The sequence below is a fragment of the Lysinibacillus sp. FSL R5-0849 genome, assembly GCF_038595075.1.
Taxonomy (GTDB): domain Bacteria; phylum Bacillota; class Bacilli; order Bacillales_A; family Planococcaceae; genus Lysinibacillus; species Lysinibacillus fusiformis.
Genome location: NZ_CP152004.1, coordinates 3,846,063 through 3,872,153 on the forward strand (window position 1 = coordinate 3,846,063; position 26,091 = coordinate 3,872,153).

Here is a 26,091-nt window from a genome sequence, read left to right on the forward strand (position 1 = left end):
TTACATCCCCTTATTTATTATCTAAGTATTTCATGGCTGGTTTAACCTTTATTCTACGATAAATAATGGCCCCAAGACCTACTACAATACTTATAATAGATACAATCTGTGCTGAGCGTAAATCACCAACTAGGTAAAGACTATCTGTACGCATGCCTTCAATGAAGAAACGACCAATAGAATACCAAATTAAATAACTGAAGAAAATTTCCCCACGATTTAAATTTACCTTACGTAATACTAGTAAGATAATGAGCCCTATTAGATTCCACACGGATTCATACAAAAACGTAGGATGTACATAAGTACCTAATTCTTCAATATACATTTGATTGATAATCCAATCTGGTAACATTAAATTTTCTAAAAATTCCTTTGATACAGGACCACCATAAGCCTCTTGATTCATAAAGTTGCCCCAGCGACCGATAATTTGTCCAATTAAAATACTAGGCGCTGCAATATCCGCTACTCGTAAAAAGCTTACATTTTTAATACGAGTAAATATGTAAGCCGTCACAAATGCACCTATTAACGCACCGTGTATAGCAATACCGCCATTCCATATCTCAATGATTTTACCTGGATTTTCACTATAGTAATCCCAGCGCATTGATACATAATAAATGCGCGCACAAATGATGGAAATCGGAACCGCCCACAATAATAAGTCTGCCAAAAAATCTTCAGGCAATCCTCGTTTTACAGCCTCTCGTTGGCCCACCACATACGCTAAAATAATACCCGATACGATGAGCAATCCATACCAACGGACTGGAATTGGCCCTAAGTGAAAGGCAATCGGGTTAATTTGTAAAAGTAATAAATCCATCTTTTGCTCCTCTCCAACTATCTGTTACCAAAGAACGGTTAACTTTTAATCATCTAATACATCGTTTGACGAAATAACTTCATCTAAACGTCTTGAAAATTCTTCAGCCGCATTTACACCCATTTTCTTCAATCGATAATTCATCGCTGCCACTTCGATAATTACAGATACATTTCGTCCTGGCCTTACAGGAATTGTTAATTTCGTCAATTCCGTATCAATGATTTTCATCTTTTCTTCTTCTAAGCCTAATCGATCATACACTTTTTGAGGGTCCCAAATTTCCAGCTCAATAATAAGTGTAATACGTTTATACGGGCGGACTGCACTTGCACCAAATAGTGTCATAATATCAATAATGCCGATGCCTCGTATTTCCAGTAAATGCTCTAAAAGAGGAGGTGGACTACCAATTAATAAATTTTCTGATTCTTGTCGAATCTCAACACAATCGTCGGCTACTAAACGGTGACCTTTTTTGACAAGCTCAAGAGCTGTTTCACTTTTACCTACGCCACTTTTACCAATAATCAGTATACCAATGCCATACACATCAACAAGGACACCATGTGCAGCTGTCATTGGTGCTAAACGACCCTCTAAATAGTTCGTCAATCTACTTGAAAACTTGGTTGTTGTCATATGTGTTTTAAAAACTGGAACATGCTTTTCGTTGGAAGCTTGAATCAGCTCCTCAGGTACTTCTAAATCCCGAGAAATTATAATTGCAGGTGTATCCTGAGAACAAAGTAAGCGCATCCGCTCAAGCTTGATATCTGTTGGTAACATTTCAAAAAACGACAGCTCTGTTTTGCCAAGCAATTGTACTCTATTGGCTGGATAATGTGTAAAATACCCTGCCATTTCAAGTCCTGGTCTTGAAATATCACTTGTCACAATTGTTCTGCCGATTCCTTCCTCACCTGCTAATAACTCTAACTTAAATTTCTCCATAACATCTCTCGTTAATACTACGACCAATGAAAAAGCCTCCAATCAATGGATAAGGTTCTCCTTATTTTAGCATGTCTATGTATAAAAGAAATGTATTTACTCTTCACAAAAAAAACTAGCGGCTCTCCAGTCCGCTAGTTTTTGAAGTATTATTTTTTAGTAGCTAACCATTTAGCAACTGCTTCAGCATCTGCGCCTTTTACAATTCCTCCAGGCATGCCACCTTTACCATTATTAATAATATCTAAAATTTCCGATTCTGATAAACGAGAACCTACATCGTTTAATGCTGGTCCATTGGCACCTTGTAGCTCGCCACCATGACATGTCACACATGATTTCATTGCGATAGCTTCTCCATCTGGAGCAGTGGCACCTTCATTGTTAGTTGCCTCTTTATCTCCGCCTCCACAAGCTGCTAAGAAAATTGCTGAACCGAACACTAATGTTAACATTGCTTTTTTCATTAGTACCCCTCCTCATAATAGATAATACCTTACGCCGCCATTATACCAAAATTATGCACGTTTGAAACCTTCTCCTAATACCTCATAGGCATCCGAAACGATGACAAACGCTGATGGGTCAACGCTTTTAATGAGTTGTTTCAGCTTTGTGAATTCTGTCTGATAAACAACAACCATAAGAACTGGTCGTGCCTCTCCTGTATAGCCCCCAAATGCTTGTAACTTAGTTACACCCCGATTGACTTCTGCATAAATGGCTTCACGTACTTCATCTTGTTTCAACGTAATAATATAGACCATTTTGGATTGGCTAAAACCTAGCTGAATAATATCAATCGTTTTGGTTGTTACATAAAGTCCAATTAGGGCATACAAACCTTTCTCTAAATCAAAAACAACTGCTGCACTAATCGCTATGATTCCATCTATTAACAGTACACTTGTACCAAGCGTTAATCCAGTATACTTCGTAATGATTTGCGCTAGTAAATCAGTGCCACCAGTAGAAGCATTCCCTTTAAAGACCAGTCCTATTCCTAATCCCACTACAATTCCGCCAAAAAGAGCTCCAAGCAAAGGATTGTCCGTCCATGGCTCCCAGCTATTTGTTAGCAAGACAATAAACGGTAATGTAATCGTACCAATAAATGATTTAATGCCAAATTTTTTGCCGAGTAATAAAACACCAGCAATAAATAGTGGAATATTAAAGGCATATTGTACAATACCCGGATTCCAGCCAAATAACCCATGCAAAATCGTACTAATTCCACTTACCCCTCCGGAGGCAACCTGATTTGGTAATAAAAAGACATTAAAACCAATAGCAATTACTGCTGCTCCTACAATAACATACACATAGTCCACAATGTTTTCCCTAACATCATGTTTCATTTCCCCACGCCCACTTCAACTATCAGAATTTTTTTAAGACGAGATGATTATAGCAAATACTTTATACATTGAGAACTTCATCTTGATGAAGAGATTAGCTATTGTAGAGGATAAAAATAAGCTATCTTATACGAATGTAAGATAGCTTTTTGTACGAAATATTGGCACTTACTTAAAATGATTTTTCTGCCCATTCCATTGCCTCATAATATAGAAGATCCATATCATTAAGCGGGATATTTAATTGAGCACCTAGCTCCTCTAATCGGGGCCAATCCAATTTGCCTAGAGCGATACTAAATTCTAGAAATGGTGTCATCTCTGTTTCATGCCCTAAAATTGTATTTGTAATATCTTCTGAAAATGGTAGCTGATGTAATATGCTGCTCATAGGTCTTTGCAGTAATGTGTCAATGAGCGAAAACATACCTACAAGGAAATATTCCGAAAAATTCTTTTTGTAAGACAGCTTCGCTAACTTCTCACAAACTTTTGCTCGAAACAAGGACATACACATCACTTCTTTGAAAAGATCTGAATCCGCATCAATATCAATTTCTCGCATCGCTAATAGATAAATCCATTTTCGTAAATTGGATATACCTAATAACACGATTGCTTGTTTAATGGAGCGTACTTTAGATTTTGAACGCTTAGAAGAATTATTGATCATTTGTAATAATTTATACGTCAAAGAAATATCTCGTTCGATATTTTCTGCTAATAATTGAATATTTGGTTCTTCTTCTTTTAGCAAGGAGATGATATGAATATACTGAATCGTATTAGCAGGTATATCTGTTGCTTTTATAATTTGAGGTTGTTCAAAGAAATAGCCTTGAAATAAGACGTATCCAGAAGACTTAGCCACTTCAAATTGATGACGAGTCTCTACTTTTTCAGCGAGCAATTGAATATGTGGATAATTTCCCTTTACTTTATTTTCAATCTCCATTCTTTTAACCATCGATGTTGCTAGAAAATCTACTTTTATATAATCAACTTGTTCAAATAATTCATCATAGATTTCAACATGTTCATCCATAATAAAATCATCTAACGCAATTTGAAATCCATATTTTTTTAGCTCCACCACCCGTTTCACTAATTGTGATGTCAGTGGAACATCCTCTAAAATTTCAATGACAACTTGTGAAGGATTTAAAAATTCATGAATGGAGCTCATTAATAAGTTATCAGTAAAATTAACAAAACCTGGCTTACCTTTTGTTACTTCTTCAAAACCAATTGAAAGAAATGAGTTCACCAGTACATCAATAGTTGCTGCATCTGAATCAACCATTGGAAAGGCATTAACGTTTTTGCCACGATATAATAATTCATATGCAACGACCTGTTCGTGAAGATTAAAAATAGGCTGCCTGCCAATAAATACTTCCATTTCGTTGCCCCCATTTCTCCACATTCTAGTAATTAATAGTATAGCATTTTTTACGACCTGATGCTTATACTTCAATATAATTTATCATCATCATTATAGATTTACTAGTTCTTTTTTCTACCTAAAAAAAGACAGTCCCAGTGATGTGGCATCACGTTAGGACTGTCCAAATTATTTGCTAACTTTGGCTTTTATCGCACCAATTACTGCTGGAACGACAGAGATAAAAATAATCAATATAAGCACAACTGAGAAGTTATCTTTAATAATAGGAATATTACCAAAGAAATAACCAAGTAATGTACAGCTGAATACCCATAAAATAGCACCTAAAATATTATAAAGTAAGAAGTAGCTATAATTCATTTTACTTGCTCCCGCTACGAATGGGATAAATGTACGAATAAACGGCATAAAACGGGCTATTACAATTGTTTTTCCACCATGTGTATTGAAGAATTTTTCAGCTGCTTCCATACGTTCTTTTTTTACAACTCTTCCGAGAAGGCTCTTTGGAGGAATCGACGTTCCAACTTTATGACCAATATGATAATTCATTGTATCACCTAAAATGGCCGCTGCTAAAAATACTGGTATTAATATCCACATATCAAAGGCTCCCATTGCAGCAGCCAATGTACCACTTGCGAATAGTAATGAATCACCTGGTAAGAATGGGAAAATAACGACGCCTGTTTCTACAAAAACAATGGCAAATAAAATAAGATAACTCCAATTACCAAAATCACGAATGATTTCTTCTAAATGCACATCGATATGCACAATAAAGCTTATTAACTCCTGAATGAGTTCTATCATGTTTTTGTATGCTCTCTTTCAATAGTATTTTTACCTAAAAGCTTTGACGTAGCCTTACATCAAAGGGTTCCAGTTTTGTACGTCTTTTTACATTACTTCCTCACTATATGACAAGCTATTGAAAAGTATGTAGAAGATTTCACAAGTTTGATTTTATCACTTACAGATAACTTACCTCAACTGATTTTACTATTATACGAATAATGTACACAAAAAAAGAGCTACCATTTTTCAATAGTAGCTTTTTTCGCTTTATACTTTTTCTTTTAAGGAACGGCGAAGTATTTTTCCAGTCGTATTTTTAGGTAATTCATCCATAATTTCAATGACCTTAGGCACCTTATATTTCACCATATGCTTACCACAATACGATAGAAGATCTTCCGTCGTAGTGGCCGCCACTTCTTTTAATACCACATATGCATGAACTGCCTCTCCTAAGTTAGGATCAGGGAATCCAACTACCGCTGCCTCTACAATGTTATTATGGGCAAACAATACTTCCTCGACCTCTCTAGGATAGACATTAAAGCCTCCTACAATGATCATATCCTTTTTACGATCGACAATATAAAAATAGCCTTCGTCATCCACTCTTGCTAAATCGCCTGTATAGAGCCAGCCATCACGGATTGTCATTGCCGTTTCCTCTGGCATTTTATAATACCCCTTCATTACGTTAGGGCCACGTACTATTAACTCTCCAACCTCCCCAACAGGTACTTCCTGACCGTTTACATCGACAACTCTATTTTCCACATTGCTAATCGATGTACCAATAGATCCAGCTTTACGGTCACGATCCAAAGGATTAAAACACGTCACAGGTGATGCCTCTGATAAGCCATATCCTTCTGATACACGCACATTAAATTTCTGCTCGAAATTATGTAATAGTGCAACTGGTAAAGATGCTCCTCCTGAAATAGCTAAACGAATTGTCGAAAAATCTTCAGGATTGCCTTCAGGTAATTGGTATAAGAAATTATACATAGTTGGTACCCCAGCAAAGACTGTTGCTTTTTGCTCTCGCGCTAAAGCAAAAATTTCTGTAGGGCTAAATCTAGGTGCTAGTAAAACTGTTGCTCCACTTAATAATGGCGCGTTTACAACAACTGTTAAAGCAAAGACATGGAATACAGGTAATGTGGCAATGACACGATCCTTTTCTTGGATATCTAAATAATGGGCAACATCACGCGCATTTGAATAGACATTTTCATGCGTAAGCATCGCTCCTTTTGGAGTGCCAGTAGTGCCCGAAGTATATAAAATAATAGCATTGTCATCATCTGCCACTTTAACAGGTTGTAAAGATTGAGAAGTATTCGCGATGATTTGTGTAAATAAATGAGTTTTTTCTTGCGCACTTGGTGATAAAGCTGCTACTTTTTCCGCTATATCTGCCGTTGTTTCACAAACTACAAATGCTTTAACCTGCGGAAATGCTTGTACACCTTTCTCCACCAATGGTAGTAAAAGATCCAGCGCAATAACTGCTTTTACATCGCCATTATGCAAAATATAAGAAATTTCATCTGGTGTATAAATAGGGTTAACAGGAATTGCCGTTGCCCCTAAACGCATTGTTGCATACAAAGCAATTAAATAATGTGGTGTATTGCCGAGTAAAAACGCCACATGATCCCCTTTTTCAACACCCAAATCTTGTAATCCCTTTGCAAAACGACCAACTGTTTGCTCGAATTCTCCGTATGTCGTATCTTTCCCCATAAAATGATACGCAACTTTTTCCGGCTGTTCTGTTGCCTGTTGACGAACACGTGAAACTAAATTCAATTACACCATCCCCTTATCGTATAAAATGAATCGTTATTCAGTAATATTATATAAGAAATATATGTAAAAAACAATCAGTCTTTTTATTTCATGTCATAAATTACGTTAAATAATTCATTTTTTTCTCTTTTAAACAAATACATTACGAACGAATATGAGAAATGTATCGCCAACGAATTAAATAAAAATACACTACTTGAATTAATACAAAAAAGCCAAAAGCAAAGAATACTTCTTTTACAATAGAAATATTCGCGATATCTTTCAAAATGCCCTGTACCATTAGAAACGCAAAGGCACTGTGCATCATAGCAACGCCCCATGGCAAGAAAAATTGAGGAAATAAATGGCGGTTAACAAGCTTCTTTAACTCTATCTCCGTTAAACCCATACGCATTAAAACATCAAATTTACGCTTTTCTCTCTCTAGTGATGTATGCAATTTGAAATAGATAAAGCTTCCTGCAGCCAGTAAGAATACGGTAGCTACTAGAACTCCCACTAATGTAAATAATGAGTAGGTAGCTAATATATAAGAATAATTTAAACCGGCATTTTCAAAGTAGAATGGACTGAATTTATCCTTTTTAAGAAAATATAAATTGGATTCTAAATAATCGATGTCCTTACCGACTTCCTTCGTTTCCATCCACTGTGGAATAACAAATGTAAATAAATGATAGCTTGGTTGAATAATGTTTTTCTCAGAAATAGGAAGAATAAGCTTTGCAAAATCCTCATCACTAATAACGATCGAGTTTACGCTTACAATTGAACCAGGAAACACAATCTTAGGATAAACACTATCAATTGTAATTGGTATCGAATTTTCTTCAAGCACTGTATGCACAACTCTATTTTTTAATTTTTTTAGTGAATCCTCTGAATAAGGAATAAATACCGCTTCACCGGGACCAAGATTTAGAAGTGGATAACTATAGGAAGATAGCAAGACATTCATATCGGACTCACGAAAAACCTCTACTTCATTTTGCGTGAAAGAAGATGTTTGCTTAACAACAACAAAGCGGGACAGCTGATAGGATAACCCCTTCTCTTCTAATTGCAGACGCAAAGAATTTATATGCTCTCGCTCAAAAGGATTATCAATATCCCCCTTATAAACTAAGCCCAATGGATTTAAACGATCATATTGGGTTGTGTAAGAAGACATTGTCGCTAATACACCTACAGATAAAAATGCGAGTGTGGACACCATAGTAACGACAAAAAACATTTTCACATTATCCATCATAATATGAGTTTGCTCAGCTAGTGAGAGCAGACGATAGCGTTGCCAATGAAATTTACGTTTACCACGTGCTAAGTCTAAAAAACACGGGACAGAATCGCTGAAAAAATAATAAGTACCAAATGTTGCTGAAAATGGTATTAATAGCGTTAGTCCTATTAAAGACGTATGTCCTACAACAAACGCGAGAATATAAGTCCCTAAAATTAAAGTAATACCGTATATAGCCCGAATTTTGGAATAAGTTGTTAAACTATTTAAATAATCGCTACCTTTAATTAGATCTCGTAATTTCCTCTCTCGTGTAAAATATACACTAATAAAAGAAATGACGACAAAGGCACTTGTGAATACGCCTATTGTGAGTAGGAATGGCTGCCAGGAAACATACAATGGTAATTCATCCAAATGTAAAATTTCTCGCACAATCATGAAAAAGAATTTTGAAAAAGAAAAGCCAAAAACAATTCCTACAATGATGGAGCCTGCCCCAATAATCATTGTCTCAAGAAAGACAAGTTTATTCATCTGACGCTTTTCCATTCCTAGATGCAATAACATCGCAAATTCATGTGATCTAGCCTCTAAAAAGGCACTCATAGAATAATATAAAAAGAATAATGTAAAAAGGACGAGTACAATTTCAGCACCCACCATGCCAATAAGTGATACTTCTCCTAATATTCCGCGTTCAATATCAGGATGAAACATCAGCATTGAATAGATAAAAAATACAGCCACAGAAAAAAAGCTCGCCATGAAAAAGGCACCATATATCCGGCTGTTCCGTACGACATTACGGTAAGCGAATTGTCGAAAGGTCACCTACTTGCCCTCCTCCTAGTAAGCTCAAAACATTTAATATACGTTGGAAAAACATTTGACGACGGTCATCTCGATAAATTTCATTGAAAAATTCGCCATCTTTTATGAATAGCACTCGATCACAGTAACTTGCTGCAATTGGATCATGCGTTACCATCACAATCGTCGTGCGTTTATCTTTATTTACTTTCGTTAAAAGTTCAAGTACATCTCGTGAAGAATTCGAATCTAAATTACCTGTTGGCTCATCTGCTAAAATGAGACTCGGATTATGAATAAGTGCTCGACCTATGGCGGTTCTCTGTGCTTGTCCACCCGAAATTTCATTTGGACGCTTATGTAAGAAGGGCGTCAAATCTAACTTATCGACAATATTAGCCAGCCGTTCCTCCATTACCTCTAACGGTTGCTGGTCCAATGTTAACGGCAACACAATATTCTCCTCAACTGTTAGCATATGCAGAAGATTGAAGTCCTGAAAGACAAAGCCTAGCTGCCTTCTTCTAAAGTAGGCAAGCTCTGTTGCATTAAGCTTATGAGGGTTCATGCCATCTAAAATTATCTCTCCACTTGTTGGTTCATCAATAGTAGAAATAATATTCAATAATGTTGTTTTACCACTTCCGGAAGGGCCCATAACTGCTAAAAATTCGCCTTCTTCCACGTCAAAGCTCAATTGATTTAAGGCACGATGTGTGACCTTGCCTTCATAAACTTTTGTCACATCTTTAATTTGTAATATAGGCATGCTAAATTCACCTTATTTCTTCATTAATTCTAATGATTGCGGTAAAAGCCACTGTAATACAATTTCAAAGCCGATTTGAAAATGGGGCTCTGTTAATTCTAAAACGGACTCTTCCGCTACCAAACTAAAACAATGCTCTCCTATAATGACATCCCAGGCATCCATTTCTCCCTCTAGAATTTCACCATATACAGTGTAATGTCCACTATACATAATCTGTTGACCATCGACAGGAAACGCATTTAATAATGTTGGTTGTTGTAAGTTTAACCCAAGGATATTTGAAAAATGCAGTAGTTCTTCATTTAGCACTTCATTTGCCATGACGAAATTTTGATAAGATACTTGATCGCCCTCTTGCAAATGTGTCATAAAAAGAGACTTTGTTTTCTCTTTATCGATATTTAATAGCCAACCTTCAATGCTTACTTCTGTCATCCTAGCTCCCCCTAATTTGTAAAAGTCACTGTAACAATCGTCCCTTTTCCTACCTCTGATGAAATAGCCAATTCATGTCCAAGCTTCTCGCAAATTTCCTTGGCTAAATAAAGGCCCATCCCAGTAGACTCCCCTGTTTTCCGTCCATTTTCACCAGTAAAAAAGGCCTTCGTAACACGTGAAAGGTCAGAAGCTGGAATACCGATTCCCTCATCGCAAATGGCTAGCTGTACATAATCATCCTTTTTAATAGCAGAAATGACTATTTTTTTATTGGCTTCAAATGTGTATTTCACTGCATTGGTTACAAACTGACCGAGAATGAAGCGAAGCCATTTCGAATCACTCGCCACAATAAGATCATCTTCAATATGAATTTCAGGGAATACTCTTTTCGTAATAAATAAACGTTTATTCTCATTAACAGTTGCAGTCACTATGGACTTTAATGCAACCTGTTCTACTTGCATATCATCTTCGAAGTTTTCTAATCGTGCATTTACAAGCACCATGTCTAAGCCTCTACGTAAACGATCAATTTCCTCCTGCACATTTTTCTTATCCAGCGGACGATCATCCTGCAGCAATAACTCAATGACAGATATGGGTGTTTTCATCTGATGCACCCACTGATTCATAAATTGATCATGACGTTTTTGACTAGCGTATAATGAATGCAGCTCATGTTGATAGAGTCGATATAGCTCATGCATATATTTCTCTGTTTGCATTGCTTCTGGCGTTTTGGCGTTTTTTTGTAACACATCCTCCATTGCTGTTGGTAGCTGGGATATTTTCAACAAATAACGTTGCCGCATTAAATAGCGAACAAGTAAAAATGAACAGAGCAGTACAAGACTGATACAGAAGGAATATATAGCTGTATCGATATTTCTGAATCCATCTAGTCCATATAAGACCATGATGAAGCCAACTAATAAGAGCTGAAATACAATAAATGATGCATAATCACGTAAAAATAATTTCCAGCCCACTATAATTCACCCGCACTCAATATGAATCGATAGCCTGCGCCACGCACAGTTTCAATAGTTGATGCAATTTGATAATCCGCTAATTTTTTACGGACGCGAGTCATATTAACATTCAACGTATTTTCATCGACAAATGCTTGATCATCCCAGAGTTCCTCTAATAGTTGCTCCCGTGTTACTACTTTCGGGGCATTCCCCATAAGCAATTCTAAAATAATGCACTCTTTTTTCTGGAGTGGGATTTCTAATTCATTTTTATGCAGCTCCATCCTCTCTAAATGAAGAATAAGCTGCCCTTGCTTAATTGTCCGCTCCTCTTGCCTTGTAGCATACTCCCCATATGTACGACGCAAATGACTACGAATTTTAGCCAAGACAATTTCATAATTAAAGGGCTTTGTAATAAAATCATCGCCCCCATTTTCAAGTGCAAAAATTTGGTCCATTTCCCCTGAGCGAGCAGAAATAAAAATAATTGGACACGTTGTATGTTGACGTAGCTGACGGCACCAATAGTAGCCATCATATGAAGGTAAATTTATATCAAGCAGCACCATATGTGGATTAAATGCTGTAAATTCTTCTATAAGATGATCAAATTCTTGAATGGTTTCAACCTCGTATTGATATTTTCTAAGCGTTTCCGCTAGTAATGATGCAATCTTCACATCATCTTCAACTATGAATATTCGATGCTTTTCCATATCAACACTCCTTTCTAACTATATTGTATCAAAAAAAGGTTCGACGACATAATTGTCAGCGAACCTTTAGGCTAAATCATTACATGAAATCGAACTTTTCTTAATAAATTAATTGTAAAAAGTCTTCTGTTGAAATTCCACCAAAATATGTAGGAATATCAATATCTGCTAATGCTTCTGCTATAGCCGTTCTATCATGGTTTGTCCCAACTAGGCGTTGTTCTATATCAGTCATATCCCCTACACCAAAGAAATCACCAAAAATATGTGCCTCTTCGATGACACCATGATTAACTTCAAGGCGAATATCAATGCCTCCTGTTGGGAAACGGTGCGTCTTTTGAATATTAAAGCGCGGTGATTTACCATAATTCCATTCCCATGTTTGATAACGTTCTGCTGAAAGCTTATGAATATTTTCCCAATCTTGATCCGTCAGTTCATAATAACGAATGTTTGCTTCGCCACCGAAAATGGATTTTAAAATTTCAAGACGAAATTCTTCTATCGTCATCTTCTCTTTTAAAAACTCAGAAATGTTTGCTACTCGGGAGCGAATGGATTTAATTCCTTTAGATTCAATCTTATCCTTTTTGACTTTTAAGGCTGACACAACGGCATCTATTTCAGTATCAAACATCAACGTACCATGACTGAACATACGGCCTCGTGTAGAAAACTGGGCATTTCCAGAAACTTTACGACCCTCTGCAAGAATATCATTACGTCCTGAAAGCTCTGCATTCACACCCATTTTTGCCAAAGCATCTACTACTGGCTGCGTGAATTTTTTATAATTCATAAAGCTATCGCCATCATCGTTTGTAATAAAACTGAAATTAAGATTTCCTAAATCATGATACACGGCTCCACCGCCAGACAAACGGCGAACAACAATAATGTCATTATCTTCTACATAATCCGTATTAATTTCTTCAATGGTATTTTGATTTTTACCAATAATGATGGACGGCTGGTTAATATAGAAAAGTAGCACTGGCTCCTTTTCAACATCCATTGTTTTAAGTAAATACTCCTCAATAGCAAGGTTAACACGCGGATCATGGATCACTTTATTATCAACGAAAATCATAGTTTACGTTTCCTCCTTCACAAAATATCCATATTTATTTTAACGCAAATTAGGCGTTTTGTGTTGACGAAAAGCATCTGTTATAATACACTAGTAAATATCAGAACAGTAATAGTACAGATGAACTTAAAGGAGGAGTCCACAATGTTAGAAAACGTAGTTGAATTTTTCAAGAATTTGCCTGCTAAGCAATGTACAGAGTGCGGTGAAAAAATTGAAGAACAAAGTGAATGCTACTGCAACACTTGTGAAAAATGTAACCACCTATAAGCATTTGCCTATTCTGTAATTGTCATTTACGTGCCCCACACGTAGTCATAATGATAACTTCATCATATTTTATGATGAACCTTTAATTAAATCTCTTACACTTACAAAACAACAGCTGATACGCTCATATCAGCTGTTGTTTTTTGGCGTTTAAAGACAAAATAAAGCACCCACCTCAGTTGGTGAGTGCTTCAACTATTTTAGTTTTCCTCAGCTATTTTAGAGTAACGTTTGTTATGCAGTAGCATGAAATAACCGAATGTGATGGCTAAGAATGCTACTAAGAAGCCAGCTAAAACTCCATAGTTTTGCATTAAGAATGACGTATCGCCAGTAGAAATGCTTGTTTTAAATGCTTGAACCGTATAAGTCATCGGTAATAGTTTGTTAAATACTTGTAATGGTGATGGAATTAATTCAAGTGGGAAAGTACCTGCACTTGTTGTTAATTGCAAAATCAATACAACAATTGCCATGAAACGTCCTGGATCACCAAAGATCGAAACTAGCATCTGGATTAATGCTAAAAATACATAGCTTGTTAATAATGCTGTTAATATAAAGTGGCCCATGTTATTTACTTCAAGTCCTAGACCCCATTTAACAATAACTACTGTTAGTACTGTTTGCACTAAACCTACGACTGCTAAAACAGTCACTTTACTTGTGAACCAAGATGCACCATTTTTTGGACGAATAGCTGGTTCAACAAGTGGGAACACAATTGAAATTAATAATGCACCTACGAATAAACCTAGAGAAATAAAGTATGGTGCAAAACCTGTACCATAGTTAGGAACATGGTTGACTGATTCTTTTTCAACTTCAACTGGACTACCTACCATGTCGTAAGTGTCTTGATTAGCTTTTACTTCATTTGCTTTTTCACTTGCCTCACCTAATTTGCCTGATAATGTAGACGTACCGTCAGCAAGTTCTGTAGAACCATCTGCAAGTGTTGCTGAACCTTGTGCTAGCTCACCAGATTTTGAAGCAAGGGTAGATGTACCTTGATTTAATGTCGTTGTACCATTCGCTAATTCATTTAAACCAGATGCCAATGTTTTAGAGCCTGTTACAGCTGTATTCACACCCGCATTTAGTTCCCCTAATTTTGCAGCTAATGTTGCATTACCTGCTTGTAGACCTTTGGCACCTTCCACTAAAGCATTACTTTTTGCTGTTAGTGCATTAGCACCTGCTAGCACCTCAGCTTGCCCTGCTGCAATTTGACCTGCACCTGAGCTTACTTGATTAGCACCAGCTTGTAATTTTTCTGTACCTGCAGATAATGATGTTAAACCGTTGTGCACACTAGCACTACCTGCTTGTAGCTCTGCTAATGTTTGCTTTAATGCCGCTGCTTGTTCCTCTGGCATTGAAGCCATCATTGTTTGTAACTGGTTGGATAACGCTGTAATACCTGCTTCTACCTTAGCAGAACCAGCAGTTAATTGGTTCGCTGCACCATTTAATGCACCTGCATTTTCAGCAATAGAAGCTGCACCTGCACTAATTTGTTGCTGTTTATCATTTAAAGTGTTTAAACCTGCCCCAACTTTAGCAACACCTTGTGTATATTGTGATAATCCTTGCTCAAGGCTAGTTGCACCATTGGCAGCTTGCTGTGCACCTTGTTGTAATTGTACTGTACCATCTTGAAGTTTAACTAAACCACTAGATAAATCATTCGCACCTTTTGCAGCATCTCCAGCACCTTTTGTTAATTTATCTGTACCATTTGATAGTTCAACTGTACTTGATGCTAGCTGTTCAAGATAACCTTTTAAATCTTTTGCACCGTTCGCAACTTTTTGGGCACCTTCATCAAGCTTATTAGAGCCATCTGCGGCTTCTGTAAAGCCATCACCAAGCGTTGCAATAGAATCAAATAATTTTTCAGCGTAAGTTGCTGAAACTTGTGAATTTACTTCTGCACGGACACGATCCATTGCAGTCTCACCAATTTGTGCACCAAGGAAGTTTAGCCCTTCGTTTGGAATGTAGTTCATAACCAATTTTGATGGTTTGTCATCTAATAATGTTGTAGCATGCTCAGAGAAATTTGTTGGAATTTCTAGAATCATATAATAATCACGGCTATTTAAACCTTTTTCGGCTTCTTCTTTTGAGACCTCTATAAAGTTAAACTGCTCGCTATCTATCAACTTATCAACTAAGGTGTCCCCTAAGTCTAATTTTACGTCATCCATCTCAGCACCAGTATCCTCATTAACAACAGCTACTGGAAGATTAGGAAGCCCTGCATAAGGATCCCAAAACGCCCATAAAAACATACCCGCATACATTACTGGAATAAATAATACAGCAATAATGGAAACAAGCATTTTTCTTGTTTTAAAGATCTTCAGCCACTCAGCTTTAATCATATAATATCCTCACTCCTAAACTGTTTGACCGAAAACGTCATTCGGTCATTTTTGTTCAAAAAAATATAAACCCTTCAACCTTTGCAAAAAGAACACTTGATTCGACACTTTTGTGAGTATCCAAATCGAATCAAGTTAGAATTAAACCTCGAAAGATTGTCTCCTTGAAAAGATTAAGAATCTTCTCTTCAGGGATCACATCACCGTGTAACTCATGCCAATCGACAACAAATGCAAGATAGGCCTTTAATAGTAAGTAACTAACCAGCTCTGCATCACAATCTCTAATTTCACCTTTATTTATACGTCGCTGAATTAACTCTGCAACATACGATAAAATTTCTGTCTCGATGCGTAGGAGCACCTGTTTAACAGCTGGTGTACGTAGTTCTTTTTCTTCCTCTATTAACTTCGCAAATAAAAGATGTTTTTCACGGAACTGTAGCATTTTCATTAAAGCATTATGTGCATTATCCATAAAGCTTGCTGATGCATCCAACACTGCATCCGCTTCACCCTTCATCTCTCGAACTAGTGACATAGCAATTTCCTGAAATAAAATCTCTTTATTTGCAAAGAATGTATAAATCGTACCTTTACCGACATTAGCTATCTTTGCCACTTGCTCCATTGTTGTTGCTTTGTAGCCAAACAATGTGAAAGATTTTGCAGCTGCTTCAAGAATTTCCTGCCTACGATCCATTAGTAACACCCTTTCTTGTTAGGTTATGTACATCAAAAGTACACTTTCATAAAAATGACCAGAAAACCATTCCGGTCATCTGGTCATTATCATATTCCTATTTTAAAAAAATTGCAAGTGTTTAATGATGATTTTCTTCATCTTTTTTTTCTTCAGTCTGATCAGTGTCGTCAGAAGTGCCATTATCATGGTTCATCATGTTATTATCCATACTGTTATTGCTCTTTTCATCTTCTGGCAAAACTTGTGTCATATCGGGACTTCCTGCAAGAATTTCTTGCTTAGGCATGTTATGAACACCATTTGCTGTTGTATGCGCATACATATAATAAACCCCATCATGATCAAATGTAGTTGCCGCTTTATATACACCATCTTTGTCTAATTTTCCATCAATCATTTGACCTTCATCACGTTTCCCTGATTCCCACACTTCAAACTCTACTACTGCGTCATCGACATTTTTACCACCCTGCTCAACATGTGCTGCTAGCTCAATTGTTTCATTAAGTGGTACTTCTTTTGGTGTTAAAATTTCAACTTCTGGTATTTGTGGAACTTCTGGCTCCGGTAAAGCCTCTTCTTTTTTTTCTCCACAGCCTACCAATAAGGCAGGAACCGCAATTAGTGCAAATAACCATTTTTTCATTTTTTAATCCTCCATTAATGGCAATGTAATCTTAACGATTGTGCCTTTTTCAATAATACTTTTTATTTCCAATCTTCCCTGTAGCTGTTTTAATAATTGCTCTACAATCGATAAACCTAGTCCACTACCGCCATCTGCTCGACTCCGCGCCTTGTTAACACGGTAGAATCGCTCTGTTACGTGTGATATATCCTCTTGTGGGATGCCGATTCCATAATCTTTGATGGTGATTTGTGCACTTCCATTCTTTTCAAGAGCAACCATTTCAACCTTCGAATTTTCATACGAGTAATTAATAGCATTTTCAATAATATTTATGAAAATTTGTTTAAGCTTTACCTCATCCGCTTGAATAATTAAGGCATCGTCCACATCTAAATGTAATGTTATGTTCTTTTTATCAGCTTGATGTGTTAAGATTTTTTGAACCTCTCGTAAAGTCTCTCCCAGAGGAATTGGATACACTACTATGTCTGTTTGTTCATTTTCAGTTCTGGCAAGTTGAAGTAATTCGTTCGTCAACCTCTCCATTCGATTAGCCTCACGAACAATAAGCTGAATCGTTTCCTCTTTTTGATTTTCTGTGATGATGCCATTTTGCATTGCTTCACTATAGCCCTTTACATAGCTAATTGGTGTTCGTAACTCATGAGAAACAGTCGCTAAAAATGTTTTTTGTGCTTCATCCTCTTGCTGGATTGCCTCTGCCATTTTATTAAAGGTGCTTGATAATTTACCGATTTCATCTCGTGAATTTACAGGTACACGTGTCTCATAATTCCCGTAGGACATCTGTTCCACCGCAAGTTGCAAATCGTTTAATGGTCGCATAATATGCCGAATACCTTTATAAATTAAATAGCTTACAACCACTAAAAAAATGAAAGCACTAATAAATAACAGAATCACCCCACTATTAGCTAATTCACTAATTTTGGCTAGAGGGAAATAAATGTAAATGATTCCTTCTAATCTATTTTGATCGACAAGGGGCAAGACGACAGAAATTAGCTGTCGATCGAAACGAGGTTCATAGCCAATTTTTTGCACATAACTACCAGAAAGTAATTTCTGTCTTTCTTCAGGTCCAATTAATGTTTCATAATCTATATCAAATGGAACACAGGCACTTAATTCACGTGGATTTCTTACCGCAAATATATTTAAATTTGAATAATCGTTAAAACGTTCAATGTCTGCAATAAATTCATCCGTTACCTTTCCATTGTTATACATTGTCTGTAGCTTTAGGCCAACCTCAACCATTGTATCTTCCGTATCTTGTACATATAAGCGTTGGTATAAAAAATTCGTGAGGACATACATAAAAACAACAGTAATAATTAAAAATGCAAAAATTAACAACCAAATACGTGTGGCTATCTTTTTCATTCGCCAGGATCAAAGCGGTAGCCGACTCCCCAGACCGTTTGAATATGTGCAGCCGCTTCCTTTCCAAGCTTGATGCGTAAGGTTTTTATATGAGTGTCGACAGTTCGAGTCCCACCTACATAATCAATATCCCAAATGCGTTCTAATAATTGCTCACGTGTATAGGCATTTCCAGGATTTTTCATAAATAAATGGAGTAGTTCAAATTCTTTTAAAGTAAGGGGGATACTTTTTCCATCGACCGATACTTTACGTGCTATTTCATCTATTTTAATGGGACCAAATACAACATATTTTTGTTGTAGCTCTGCAATATTTGCACCACTTCTTCTTAATACTGCGTAAATTCTAGCGACTAGTTCATCATGTGTAAATGGTTTAACAATATAATCATCACCACCAAGTGTAAGACCCTTCACTTTGTCATCATTGGCGTCACGTGCTGTCAGGAATATAATCGGAACATTGGACATAGCCCGTATACTTTGACACACAACAAAGCCATCCTCATGCGGCATCATTACATCAAGCAGCACTAAATCAATTTTCTCACGTACAATTATATCGTATGCCTCAGTACCACTTGCAGCAGTAAATGTTTCAATATCAGAGTTATTGAGCATCATTTCTATTAGGTTCCGCATATCTTGCTCATCATCAACTATTAATACAGTTGTCATTGTTTTTCCTCCCTTACTAACAGCTGAAAAGCACCTTTCCCGACATCAACTGTTTTTTCTTTCTGGCCATCTTTTATAAAGTGTAATTTGTGATCGTCATAGCCAGCGACAACAATATAGTCTTTAAATTGATTGACCACAAAAGGGTTTGCCCCTACTTCCTGCTGCCATTTTATATGACCATCAAAGTCAGCAACATATAACTCATTATGACCATGACTTACAACAAGTACAGCATCCTTTGTCTTTTTTAACCCTACTGGCATCAATGGCATGTTTATTTCACCATGCAATTGACCACTGCTCAAATCATATTTTTTAACCGAACTATTTGGCTTACTTCCTTCTCCATGGCCACCTATCCAAAGTTCATGTGTCTCGTCTACAATGGCTATTCCATGTGAAGATTTTTGTATCGGCCACTCCTGTTCAATTTGTAAATCTTTCATATTTAAAACAGATAATTTTGTATCTTTAAAATTTATCACATACAGCTTATCCTTATACGATGCCATTGACATAGGATAATTACCTATCCGCTTGGAGGCCAACACGTTTCCTTCATGATCAAAGCTTGTCACTGTATTAGTTTTACTATTCGTTATAAAAAATTGCTTGATATTGTCATCATAATACACATTCGTTGTACCAACCTCTACTTTTTGAGAATAGAGCTTTTCTCCAGTTGATAGTGTATAGACATCAATGGTATTTAATTGGTGTCCGTATAAGAGAACTTGATCATCTCCTAGTAATGTTGCCCCTGAATAAGCTCTATCAAATAACCACTTCGCTAATACATGGCCATTTTCATCAATAAAGTCTAATGATGGCTCTTGAATATTTAATGAAGCTATAAAATTTCGATCACGCTCAATCGATTCATAAGATTTTTCAGTACAACCCGCTAACCAAACTATTTGTAGTAAAGAAAAAATGAAGAATGCCCATTTTTTCAACGTTATCACCTCTGCCCCTTTACTATACTTCACAATTGTGAAATTCGGGTGAAACTTGAAAGGTAAATTTATGACAAACCATAAAAATACATTTCACAATTTAATTGTATTCATCCAGCCAATACTTCCTTCTATACATATACTACAAGGATAATGGTAAGGAGGAATAAAATGTGGTTTCCATCAGCTTATGTATGATTGTGAAAAATGAAGAAGATGTCATCGGTAGATGTCTTGAATCTGTTAAAGGTTTAGTAGATGAAATCAATATTGTAGATACAGGTTCAACAGATCGTACAAAACAAATTGTTGCTCAATTTACAGATAGAATTTTTGATTTTGAATGGATCCATCATTTTGCCGCTGCCAGAAACTATTCCTTTCAGCAAGCAACGATGGATTACATTCTTTGGTTAGATGCAGACGATGTTTTTTTAGAAGAAGATCAAGAAAAATTTAAGGCGTTAAAGAGTTCTCTTTCCCCTACTATTGATGCCGTTTCAATGAATTACAATCTCAGCTTCGATAGTGAAGGAAATGTAGATGCTTTAATAAGAAGAAACCGACTAGTAAAGAAAGAAAAAAGCTTCCAATGGATTGGTGCTGTTCACGAATATTTGGAAGTAGGTGGCGAATTAATAGAAAGCGATATAGCGGTTAGTCACTTACCATTAACTCATGACCATTCACGTAATATTACGATTTATAAGACATTAGTTGAATCTGGTGAAATATTATCACCACGAGATACATTTTATTTTGCCAATGAGTTATTAGATCACAGTCAATTTGAAGAAGCCATTTACTATTACGAATTATTTTTAACGTCAAAGCTAGGCTGGGTGGAAGATAATATTCGTGCTTGCTTTAAATTAGCGGATTGCTACTCGAATTTAAATGATCCAGAAAACAATTTTAGTGCAATATTAAGAAGCTTTGAATACGATGTACCCCGCCCTGAGGCCTGTTGTCGACTAGGTTATCATTTCATGGAGCAATATAAGAATTATGAAGCTATTTTCTGGTATGAACAAGCACTTATCATTAAACAAAATCCTAACGCTCCTTTTCAAAATAAAAGCTTCTCAACTTGGCTTCCTCACCTACAGCTTTGTGTTCTATTTGACCGTCTACAACAATACGAACTCGCAAACGCACACAATGAATTAGCCGGCTCCTTTATCCCAAACGACGCAAAGGTTTTACACAATAAAAAGTATTTCGAGCAAACTTTAAAGTCTAATCAGACTGATTCCCAGTAATTCTAATCGCTAGAATAAATAGGACAAAAAATTACCCATTAGTATTTAGCAGGTCATTATGAATCTTCAAGTTTTATTAACAAACCTACTATTTACTATTAGTAAATAGTTATGTGTCTACCTCCTCTATCAATTCTCGGAATACGATATTTGAGAGAGGAGGTGAGACTTTGCATTTTGGAAATTATTTAAAACGAGTATGTAGTAAATGTAATTCTTTTCCTTGTTGTTGTAGAACTGGGCCTATTCCAAGTTGTCCAGTTTGGCCTGTAAAACCTACCGGAACTACTGGTGGTATTACAGGGGCTACGGGTGTTACCGGAGCTACTGGCGCTACGGGTGTAACTGGAACCACTGGGGCTACTGGCGCTACGGGTGTAACTGGTGTAACTGGAACCACTGGAGCTACTGGCGCTACGGGTGTAACTGGGGCTACTGGTGATATCGGAGCTACAGGCTCTACTGGTGTTACCGGAGCTACGGGTGTAACTGGAGCTACCGGTTCTACTGGAACTACTGGGGCTACTGGCGCTACGGGTGTAACTGGAACCACTGGTTCTACTGGTGTTACCGGAACTACTGGCGCTACCGGTTCTACTGGAACTACAGGCTCTACTGGTGTTACCGGAGCTGCGGGTGTAACTGGAACTACTGGGGCTACTGGCGCTACTGGCGCTACAGGTGTAACTGGAACCACTGGTGTAACTGGGGCTACTGGTGATATCGGAGCTACAGGCTCTACTGGTGTTACCGGAGCTACGGGTATAACTGGAGCTACCGGTTCTACTGGTGCTACAGGTATAACTGGAACTACTGGGGCTACTGGGGCTGCCGGTTCTACTGGAACTATTGGTTCTACTGGCGCTACGGGTGTAACTGGAACCACTGGTGTAACTGGCGCTACGGGTGTAACTGGAACCACTGGTGTAACTGGCGCTACGGGTGTAACTGGGGCTACCGGTTCTACTGGAACTACAGGCTCTACTGGTGTTACCGGAGCTACAGGCTCTACTGGTGTTACCGGAGCTACGGGTGTAACTGGAACTACTGGGGCTACTGGCGCTACCGGTTCTACTGGCGCTACCGGTTCTACTGGCGCTACCGGTTCTACTGGAACTACAGGCTCTACTGGTGTTACCGGAATTACTGGAACTACTGGGGCTACTGGCGCTACTGGGGCTACTGGCGCTACCGGTTCTACTGGAACTACAGGCTCTACTGGTGTTACCGGAGCTACGGGTGTAACTGGAACTACTGGCGCTACTGGTGATATCGGAGCTACAGGCTCTACTGGTGTTACTGGGGCTACCGGTTCTACTGGAACTACAGGCTCTACTGGTGTTACCGGAGCTACGGGTGTAACTGGAACTACTGGCGCTACTGGTGATATCGGAGCTACAGGCTCTACTGGTGTTACCGGAGCTACGGGTGTAACTGGAGCTACAGGTTCTACTGGCGCTACGGGTGTAACTGGAACCACTGGTTCTACTGGTGATATCGGAGCTACAGGCTCTACTGGTGTTACCGGAATTACTGGAACTACTGGGGCTACTGGCGCTACCGGTTCTACTGGAACTACAGGCTCTACTGGAACTACAGGCTCTACTGGTGTTACCGGAGCTACGGGTGTAACTGGAACTACTGGGGCTACTGGCGCTACCGGTTCTACTGGAACTACAGGCTCTACTGGTGTTACCGGAGCTACGGGTGTAGCTGGAGCTACAGGTTCTACTGGCGCTACGGGTGTAACTGGAACCACTGGTTCTACTGGTGATATCGGAGCTACAGGCTCTACTGGTGTTACCGGAATTACTGGAACTACTGGTTCTACTGGCGCTACCGGTTCTACTGGAACTACTGGTTCTACTGGCGCTACCGGTTCTACTGGAACTACTGGCGCTACTGGTGTTACCGGAGCTACGGGTGTAACTGGAACTACTGGGGCTACTGGCGCTACCGGTTCTACTGGAACTACAGGCTCTACTGGTGTTACCGGAGCTACGGGTGTAACTGGAGCTACGGGTGTAACTGGAACTACTGGGGCTACTGGCGCTACCGGTTCTACTGGAACTACAGGCTCTACTGGTGTTACCGGAGCAACGGGTGTAACTGGAACTACTGGCGCTACTGGCGCTACTGGTGTAACTGGGGCTACCGGTTCTACTGGAACTACAGGCTCTACTGGTGTTACCGGAGCTACGGGTGTAACTGGAACTACTGGCGCTACTGGTGATATCGGAGCTACAGGCTCTACTGGCGTTACCGGAGCTGCGGGTGTAACTGGAACTACTGGCGCTACGGGTGTAACTGGAACCACTGGCGCTACGGGTGTAACTGGAACCACTGGTTCTACTGGTGATATCGGAGCTACAGGCTCTACTGGTGTTACCGGAATTACTGGAACTACAGGCTCTACTGGTGTTACCGGAGCTACGGGTGTAACTGGAACTACTGGGGCTACTGGCGCTACCGGTTCTACTGGAACTACAGGCTCTACTGGTGTTACCGGAGCTACGGGTGTAACTGGAGCTACGGGTGTAACTGGAACTACTGGGGCTACTGGCGCTACCGGTTCTACTGGAACTACAGGCTCTACTGGTGTTACCGGAGCAACGGGTGTAACTGGAACTACTGGCGCTACTGGCGCTACTGGTGTAACTGGGGCTACCGGTTCTACTGGAACTACAGGCTCTACTGGTGTTACCGGAGCTACGGGTGTAACTGGAACTACTGGCGCTACTGGTGATATCGGAGCTACAGGCTCTACTGGCGTTACCGGAGCTGCGGGTGTAACTGGAACTACTGGCGCTACGGGTGTAACTGGAACCACTGGCGCTACGGGTGTAACTGGAACCACTGGTGTAACTGGGGCTACTGGTGATATCGGAGCTACAGGCTCCACTGGTGTTACTGGGGCTACTGGCGCTACTGGCGCTACCGGTTCTACTGGCGCTACCGGTTCTACTGGAACTACTGGGGCTACTGGCGCTACTGGGGCTACTGGCGCTACTGGCGCTACTGGCGCTACTGGTGATATCGGAGCTACAGGCTCTACTGGCGCTACCGGGGCTACTGGCGCTACTGGCGCTACTGGCGCTACTGGTGTAACTGGGGCTACTGGTGTTACCGGAGCTACGGGTGTAACTGGAACTACTGGCGCTACTGGTTCTACTGGTGATATCGGAGCTACAGGCTCTACTGGCGTTACCGGAACTACTGGATCTACTGGTTCTACTGGCGCTACCGGTTCTACTGGAACTACAGGCTCTACTGGTGTTACCGGAACTACAGGCTCTACTGGTGTTACCGGAGCTACGGGTGTAACTGGAACTACTGGCGCTACCGGTTCTACTGGAACTACTGGCTCTACTGGTGTTACCGGAACTACTGGAACTACAGGCTCTACTGGTGTTACCGGAGCTACCGGAGCTACCGGTGTAACTGGAACTACTGGCGCTACGGGTGTAACTGGAACCACTGGTGTAACTGGGGCTACTGGTGATATCGGAGCTACAGGCTCCACTGGTGCTACCGGTTCTACTGGCGCTACCGGTTCTACTGGACCTACTGGCGCTACTGGCGCTACGGGTGTAACTGGGGCTACTGGTTCTACTGGTGATATTGGACCTACTGGTTCTACTGGTGTTACTGGTTCTACGGGGGCTACTGGCGTTACTGGAACTACAGGTGTAACTGGAACTACTGGTTCTACTGGCGCTACTGGTGTTACTGGAACTACTGGGGCTACTGGCGCTACTGGTGTTACCGGAACTACCGGCTCTACTGGAACTACAGGTTCTATAGGCCCTACGGGTGTAACTGGAGCTACTGGTGCTACTGGTGCTACTGGTGCTACTGGTGCTACTGGCGCTAATGGTATAACTGGAACCACAGGTTCTACGGGTGTAACTGGAACTACCGGGGCTACTGGCGCTACAGGAGCTACAGGTACAACTGGGGCTACGGGTACAACTGGGGCTACTGGTATTATTGGAGCTACCGGGGCTACTGGACCTGCGTTTACTGAAGGATTCTCTGCCTTTAAAAACACGTTGGTTGTTAGTGGATCTACTTCAATCACTAACTGGAGTGTCGCGTCACCATACTTTACAACACCTGCATTCAATCCAACAACTGGCATATTCACTGTACCAACTACAGGTAGATATTCCTTTGAAGCAACCATTAACTACTCCACTACTGCGGCCATTAGTGTTACTTTAGGAGGGGGAATAAACCCATCATTTGCAATTAGGCAAAATGCTACAACAAATTTAATTAGTGGCTTGTTCCCTGTACTAAACGTCAATGTGGCACTTGTATTAACTTTACGAGCAGTTCTTGGAAATGGCACAATCACTTTAGCAGGAGAAGTGAATTTAAATGCTGGAGATACGATTGATTTGTTCTATGAAGCCAATGGATTGACTATCTCTCTTACACTAGGTGGAGCTAACTCTGGTGGTATCGTTTGGTCATGTCATCGAATTTCTTAGAACTAGGTTATCTAGAAAATTGGATGTATAGATGTAGAAATAGCAAACTAAGAAATAGTTAGTTTGC

At 39.1% G+C, this 26,091-nt stretch carries 22 protein-coding genes; 3 read left to right on the top strand and 19 right to left on the bottom strand.

Translation table 11 applies throughout. From position 1 onward, the window contains the following. Window positions 1–10: 10 nt before the first annotated feature. From lgt to MKY80_RS19080, 13 genes are all read right to left on the bottom strand, one after another. Window positions 11–832, bottom strand: a complete 822-nt coding sequence (lgt, locus tag MKY80_RS19020; protein WP_008173278.1) for a prolipoprotein diacylglyceryl transferase — start codon at window positions 830–832, stop codon at window positions 11–13. Between the two features lie 45 nt (window positions 833–877). Further along, entirely contained in the window at window positions 878–1,813 is a 936-nt protein-coding gene (hprK, locus tag MKY80_RS19025) for an HPr(Ser) kinase/phosphatase (RefSeq protein ID WP_025116542.1), read from the bottom strand. 122 nt (window positions 1,814–1,935) lie between these two features. After that, on the bottom strand, window positions 1,936–2,253 hold the full coding sequence (gene cccB, locus MKY80_RS19030) for a cytochrome c551 (protein ID WP_008173280.1): 318 nt from the start codon (window positions 2,251–2,253) through the stop codon (window positions 1,936–1,938). A 51-nt stretch (window positions 2,254–2,304) separates the two neighbouring features. Beyond that, window positions 2,305–3,147 (bottom strand): YitT family protein, encoded by an 843-nt coding sequence (locus MKY80_RS19035; RefSeq protein WP_036120271.1) that lies wholly within the window; start codon window positions 3,145–3,147, stop codon window positions 2,305–2,307. Window positions 3,148–3,319: 172 nt separating this feature from the next. Continuing rightward, window positions 3,320–4,549, bottom strand: a complete 1,230-nt coding sequence (locus MKY80_RS19040; protein WP_043989566.1) for an HDOD domain-containing protein — start codon at window positions 4,547–4,549, stop codon at window positions 3,320–3,322. 171 nt (window positions 4,550–4,720) lie between these two features. Continuing rightward, complete coding sequence (locus tag MKY80_RS19045) at window positions 4,721–5,365, bottom strand: VTT domain-containing protein (protein ID WP_225316111.1); 645 nt, start codon at window positions 5,363–5,365, stop codon at window positions 4,721–4,723. A gap of 255 nt (window positions 5,366–5,620) precedes the next feature. Beyond that, window positions 5,621–7,168: a fatty acid--CoA ligase family protein gene (locus tag MKY80_RS19050; RefSeq protein ID WP_342530715.1), complete on the bottom strand. Its 1,548-nt coding sequence runs from the start codon at window positions 7,166–7,168 to the stop codon at window positions 5,621–5,623. A 142-nt stretch (window positions 7,169–7,310) separates the two neighbouring features. Then, window positions 7,311–9,245 (bottom strand): ABC transporter permease, encoded by a 1,935-nt coding sequence (locus MKY80_RS19055; RefSeq protein ID WP_342530717.1) that lies wholly within the window; start codon window positions 9,243–9,245, stop codon window positions 7,311–7,313. Further along, on the bottom strand, window positions 9,217–9,993 hold the full coding sequence (locus MKY80_RS19060; protein ID WP_008173288.1) for an ABC transporter ATP-binding protein: 777 nt from the start codon (window positions 9,991–9,993) through the stop codon (window positions 9,217–9,219). Before MKY80_RS19060 ends, MKY80_RS19055 begins: the two co-directional genes overlap by 29 nt. A gap of 12 nt (window positions 9,994–10,005) precedes the next feature. Continuing rightward, window positions 10,006–10,431, bottom strand: a complete 426-nt coding sequence (locus MKY80_RS19065) for a hypothetical protein (protein ID WP_342530718.1) — start codon at window positions 10,429–10,431, stop codon at window positions 10,006–10,008. An 11-nt stretch (window positions 10,432–10,442) separates the two neighbouring features. Beyond that, the gene (locus tag MKY80_RS19070) at window positions 10,443–11,426 is read right to left on the bottom strand and encodes a sensor histidine kinase (protein WP_008173291.1); all 984 of its coding nucleotides are present in this window, start codon (window positions 11,424–11,426) and stop codon (window positions 10,443–10,445) included. Further along, window positions 11,426–12,130 (bottom strand): response regulator transcription factor, encoded by a 705-nt coding sequence (locus MKY80_RS19075; RefSeq protein ID WP_008173292.1) that lies wholly within the window; start codon window positions 12,128–12,130, stop codon window positions 11,426–11,428. Before MKY80_RS19075 ends, MKY80_RS19070 begins: the two co-directional genes overlap by 1 nt. Before the next feature lie 100 nt (window positions 12,131–12,230). Continuing rightward, window positions 12,231–13,223: a lipoate--protein ligase gene (locus MKY80_RS19080; protein WP_342530721.1), complete on the bottom strand. Its 993-nt coding sequence runs from the start codon at window positions 13,221–13,223 to the stop codon at window positions 12,231–12,233. 144 nt (window positions 13,224–13,367) lie between these two features. Here MKY80_RS19080 and yhfH point away from each other — a divergent pair, with 144 nt between their 5' ends. After that, entirely contained in the window at window positions 13,368–13,493 is a 126-nt protein-coding gene (gene yhfH / locus MKY80_RS19085; RefSeq protein ID WP_008173294.1) for a protein YhfH, read from the top strand. A 200-nt stretch (window positions 13,494–13,693) separates the two neighbouring features. Here the strand turns inward: yhfH and MKY80_RS19090 are convergent, their stop codons facing one another. From MKY80_RS19090 to MKY80_RS19115, 6 genes are all read right to left on the bottom strand, one after another. Next, the gene (locus MKY80_RS19090; RefSeq protein ID WP_090003043.1) at window positions 13,694–15,883 is read right to left on the bottom strand and encodes a YhgE/Pip domain-containing protein; all 2,190 of its coding nucleotides are present in this window, start codon (window positions 15,881–15,883) and stop codon (window positions 13,694–13,696) included. A gap of 130 nt (window positions 15,884–16,013) precedes the next feature. Beyond that, on the bottom strand, window positions 16,014–16,586 hold the full coding sequence (locus MKY80_RS19095) for a TetR/AcrR family transcriptional regulator (RefSeq protein ID WP_008173298.1): 573 nt from the start codon (window positions 16,584–16,586) through the stop codon (window positions 16,014–16,016). A 121-nt stretch (window positions 16,587–16,707) separates the two neighbouring features. Then, window positions 16,708–17,235 (bottom strand): FixH family protein, encoded by a 528-nt coding sequence (locus MKY80_RS19100; RefSeq protein ID WP_239355236.1) that lies wholly within the window; start codon window positions 17,233–17,235, stop codon window positions 16,708–16,710. Between the two features lie 3 nt (window positions 17,236–17,238). Then, window positions 17,239–18,627, bottom strand: a complete 1,389-nt coding sequence (locus MKY80_RS19105) for an ATP-binding protein (protein ID WP_008173302.1) — start codon at window positions 18,625–18,627, stop codon at window positions 17,239–17,241. Beyond that, window positions 18,624–19,307, bottom strand: a complete 684-nt coding sequence (locus MKY80_RS19110; RefSeq protein WP_008173305.1) for a response regulator transcription factor — start codon at window positions 19,305–19,307, stop codon at window positions 18,624–18,626. Before MKY80_RS19110 ends, MKY80_RS19105 begins: the two co-directional genes overlap by 4 nt. After that, window positions 19,304–20,275, bottom strand: coding sequence for a YncE family protein (locus MKY80_RS19115; protein WP_233301547.1), 972 nt, complete (start codon window positions 20,273–20,275; stop codon window positions 19,304–19,306). Before MKY80_RS19115 ends, MKY80_RS19110 begins: the two co-directional genes overlap by 4 nt. Before the next feature lie 164 nt (window positions 20,276–20,439). Between MKY80_RS19115 and MKY80_RS19120 the strand changes: the two genes are divergently transcribed. Further along, on the top strand, window positions 20,440–21,528 hold the full coding sequence (locus tag MKY80_RS19120; protein WP_043989571.1) for a glycosyltransferase family 2 protein: 1,089 nt from the start codon (window positions 20,440–20,442) through the stop codon (window positions 21,526–21,528). A 170-nt stretch (window positions 21,529–21,698) separates the two neighbouring features. After that, window positions 21,699–26,024 (top strand): collagen-like protein, encoded by a 4,326-nt coding sequence (locus tag MKY80_RS19125; protein ID WP_342530731.1) that lies wholly within the window; start codon window positions 21,699–21,701, stop codon window positions 26,022–26,024. The last annotated feature ends 67 nt before the right edge of the window (window positions 26,025–26,091 follow it).

Bases quoted from the DNA above. Each gene is read 5' to 3' on its own strand.
- lgt (WP_008173278.1), bottom strand. From the start codon at position 832: ATGGATTTATTACTTTTACAAATTAACCCGATTGCCTTTCACTTAGGG.
- cccB (WP_008173280.1), bottom strand. From the start codon at position 2,253: ATGAAAAAAGCAATGTTAACATTAGTGTTCGGTTCAGCAATTTTCTTA.
- MKY80_RS19035 (WP_036120271.1), bottom strand. From the start codon at position 3,147: ATGAAACATGATGTTAGGGAAAACATTGTGGACTATGTGTATGTTATT.
- MKY80_RS19040 (WP_043989566.1), bottom strand. From the start codon at position 4,549: ATGGAAGTATTTATTGGCAGGCAGCCTATTTTTAATCTTCACGAACAG.
- MKY80_RS19060 (WP_008173288.1), bottom strand. From the start codon at position 9,993: ATGCCTATATTACAAATTAAAGATGTGACAAAAGTTTATGAAGGCAAG.
- MKY80_RS19065 (WP_342530718.1), bottom strand. From the start codon at position 10,431: ATGACAGAAGTAAGCATTGAAGGTTGGCTATTAAATATCGATAAAGAG.
- MKY80_RS19075 (WP_008173292.1), bottom strand. From the start codon at position 12,130: ATGGAAAAGCATCGAATATTCATAGTTGAAGATGATGTGAAGATTGCA.
- MKY80_RS19080 (WP_342530721.1), bottom strand. From the start codon at position 13,223: ATGATTTTCGTTGATAATAAAGTGATCCATGATCCGCGTGTTAACCTT.
- yhfH (WP_008173294.1), top strand. From the start codon at position 13,368: ATGTTAGAAAACGTAGTTGAATTTTTCAAGAATTTGCCTGCTAAGCAA.
- MKY80_RS19090 (WP_090003043.1), bottom strand. From the start codon at position 15,883: ATGATTAAAGCTGAGTGGCTGAAGATCTTTAAAACAAGAAAAATGCTT.
- MKY80_RS19095 (WP_008173298.1), bottom strand. From the start codon at position 16,586: ATGGATCGTAGGCAGGAAATTCTTGAAGCAGCTGCAAAATCTTTCACA.
- MKY80_RS19100 (WP_239355236.1), bottom strand. From the start codon at position 17,235: ATGAAAAAATGGTTATTTGCACTAATTGCGGTTCCTGCCTTATTGGTA.
- MKY80_RS19105 (WP_008173302.1), bottom strand. From the start codon at position 18,627: ATGAAAAAGATAGCCACACGTATTTGGTTGTTAATTTTTGCATTTTTA.
- MKY80_RS19110 (WP_008173305.1), bottom strand. From the start codon at position 19,307: ATGACAACTGTATTAATAGTTGATGATGAGCAAGATATGCGGAACCTA.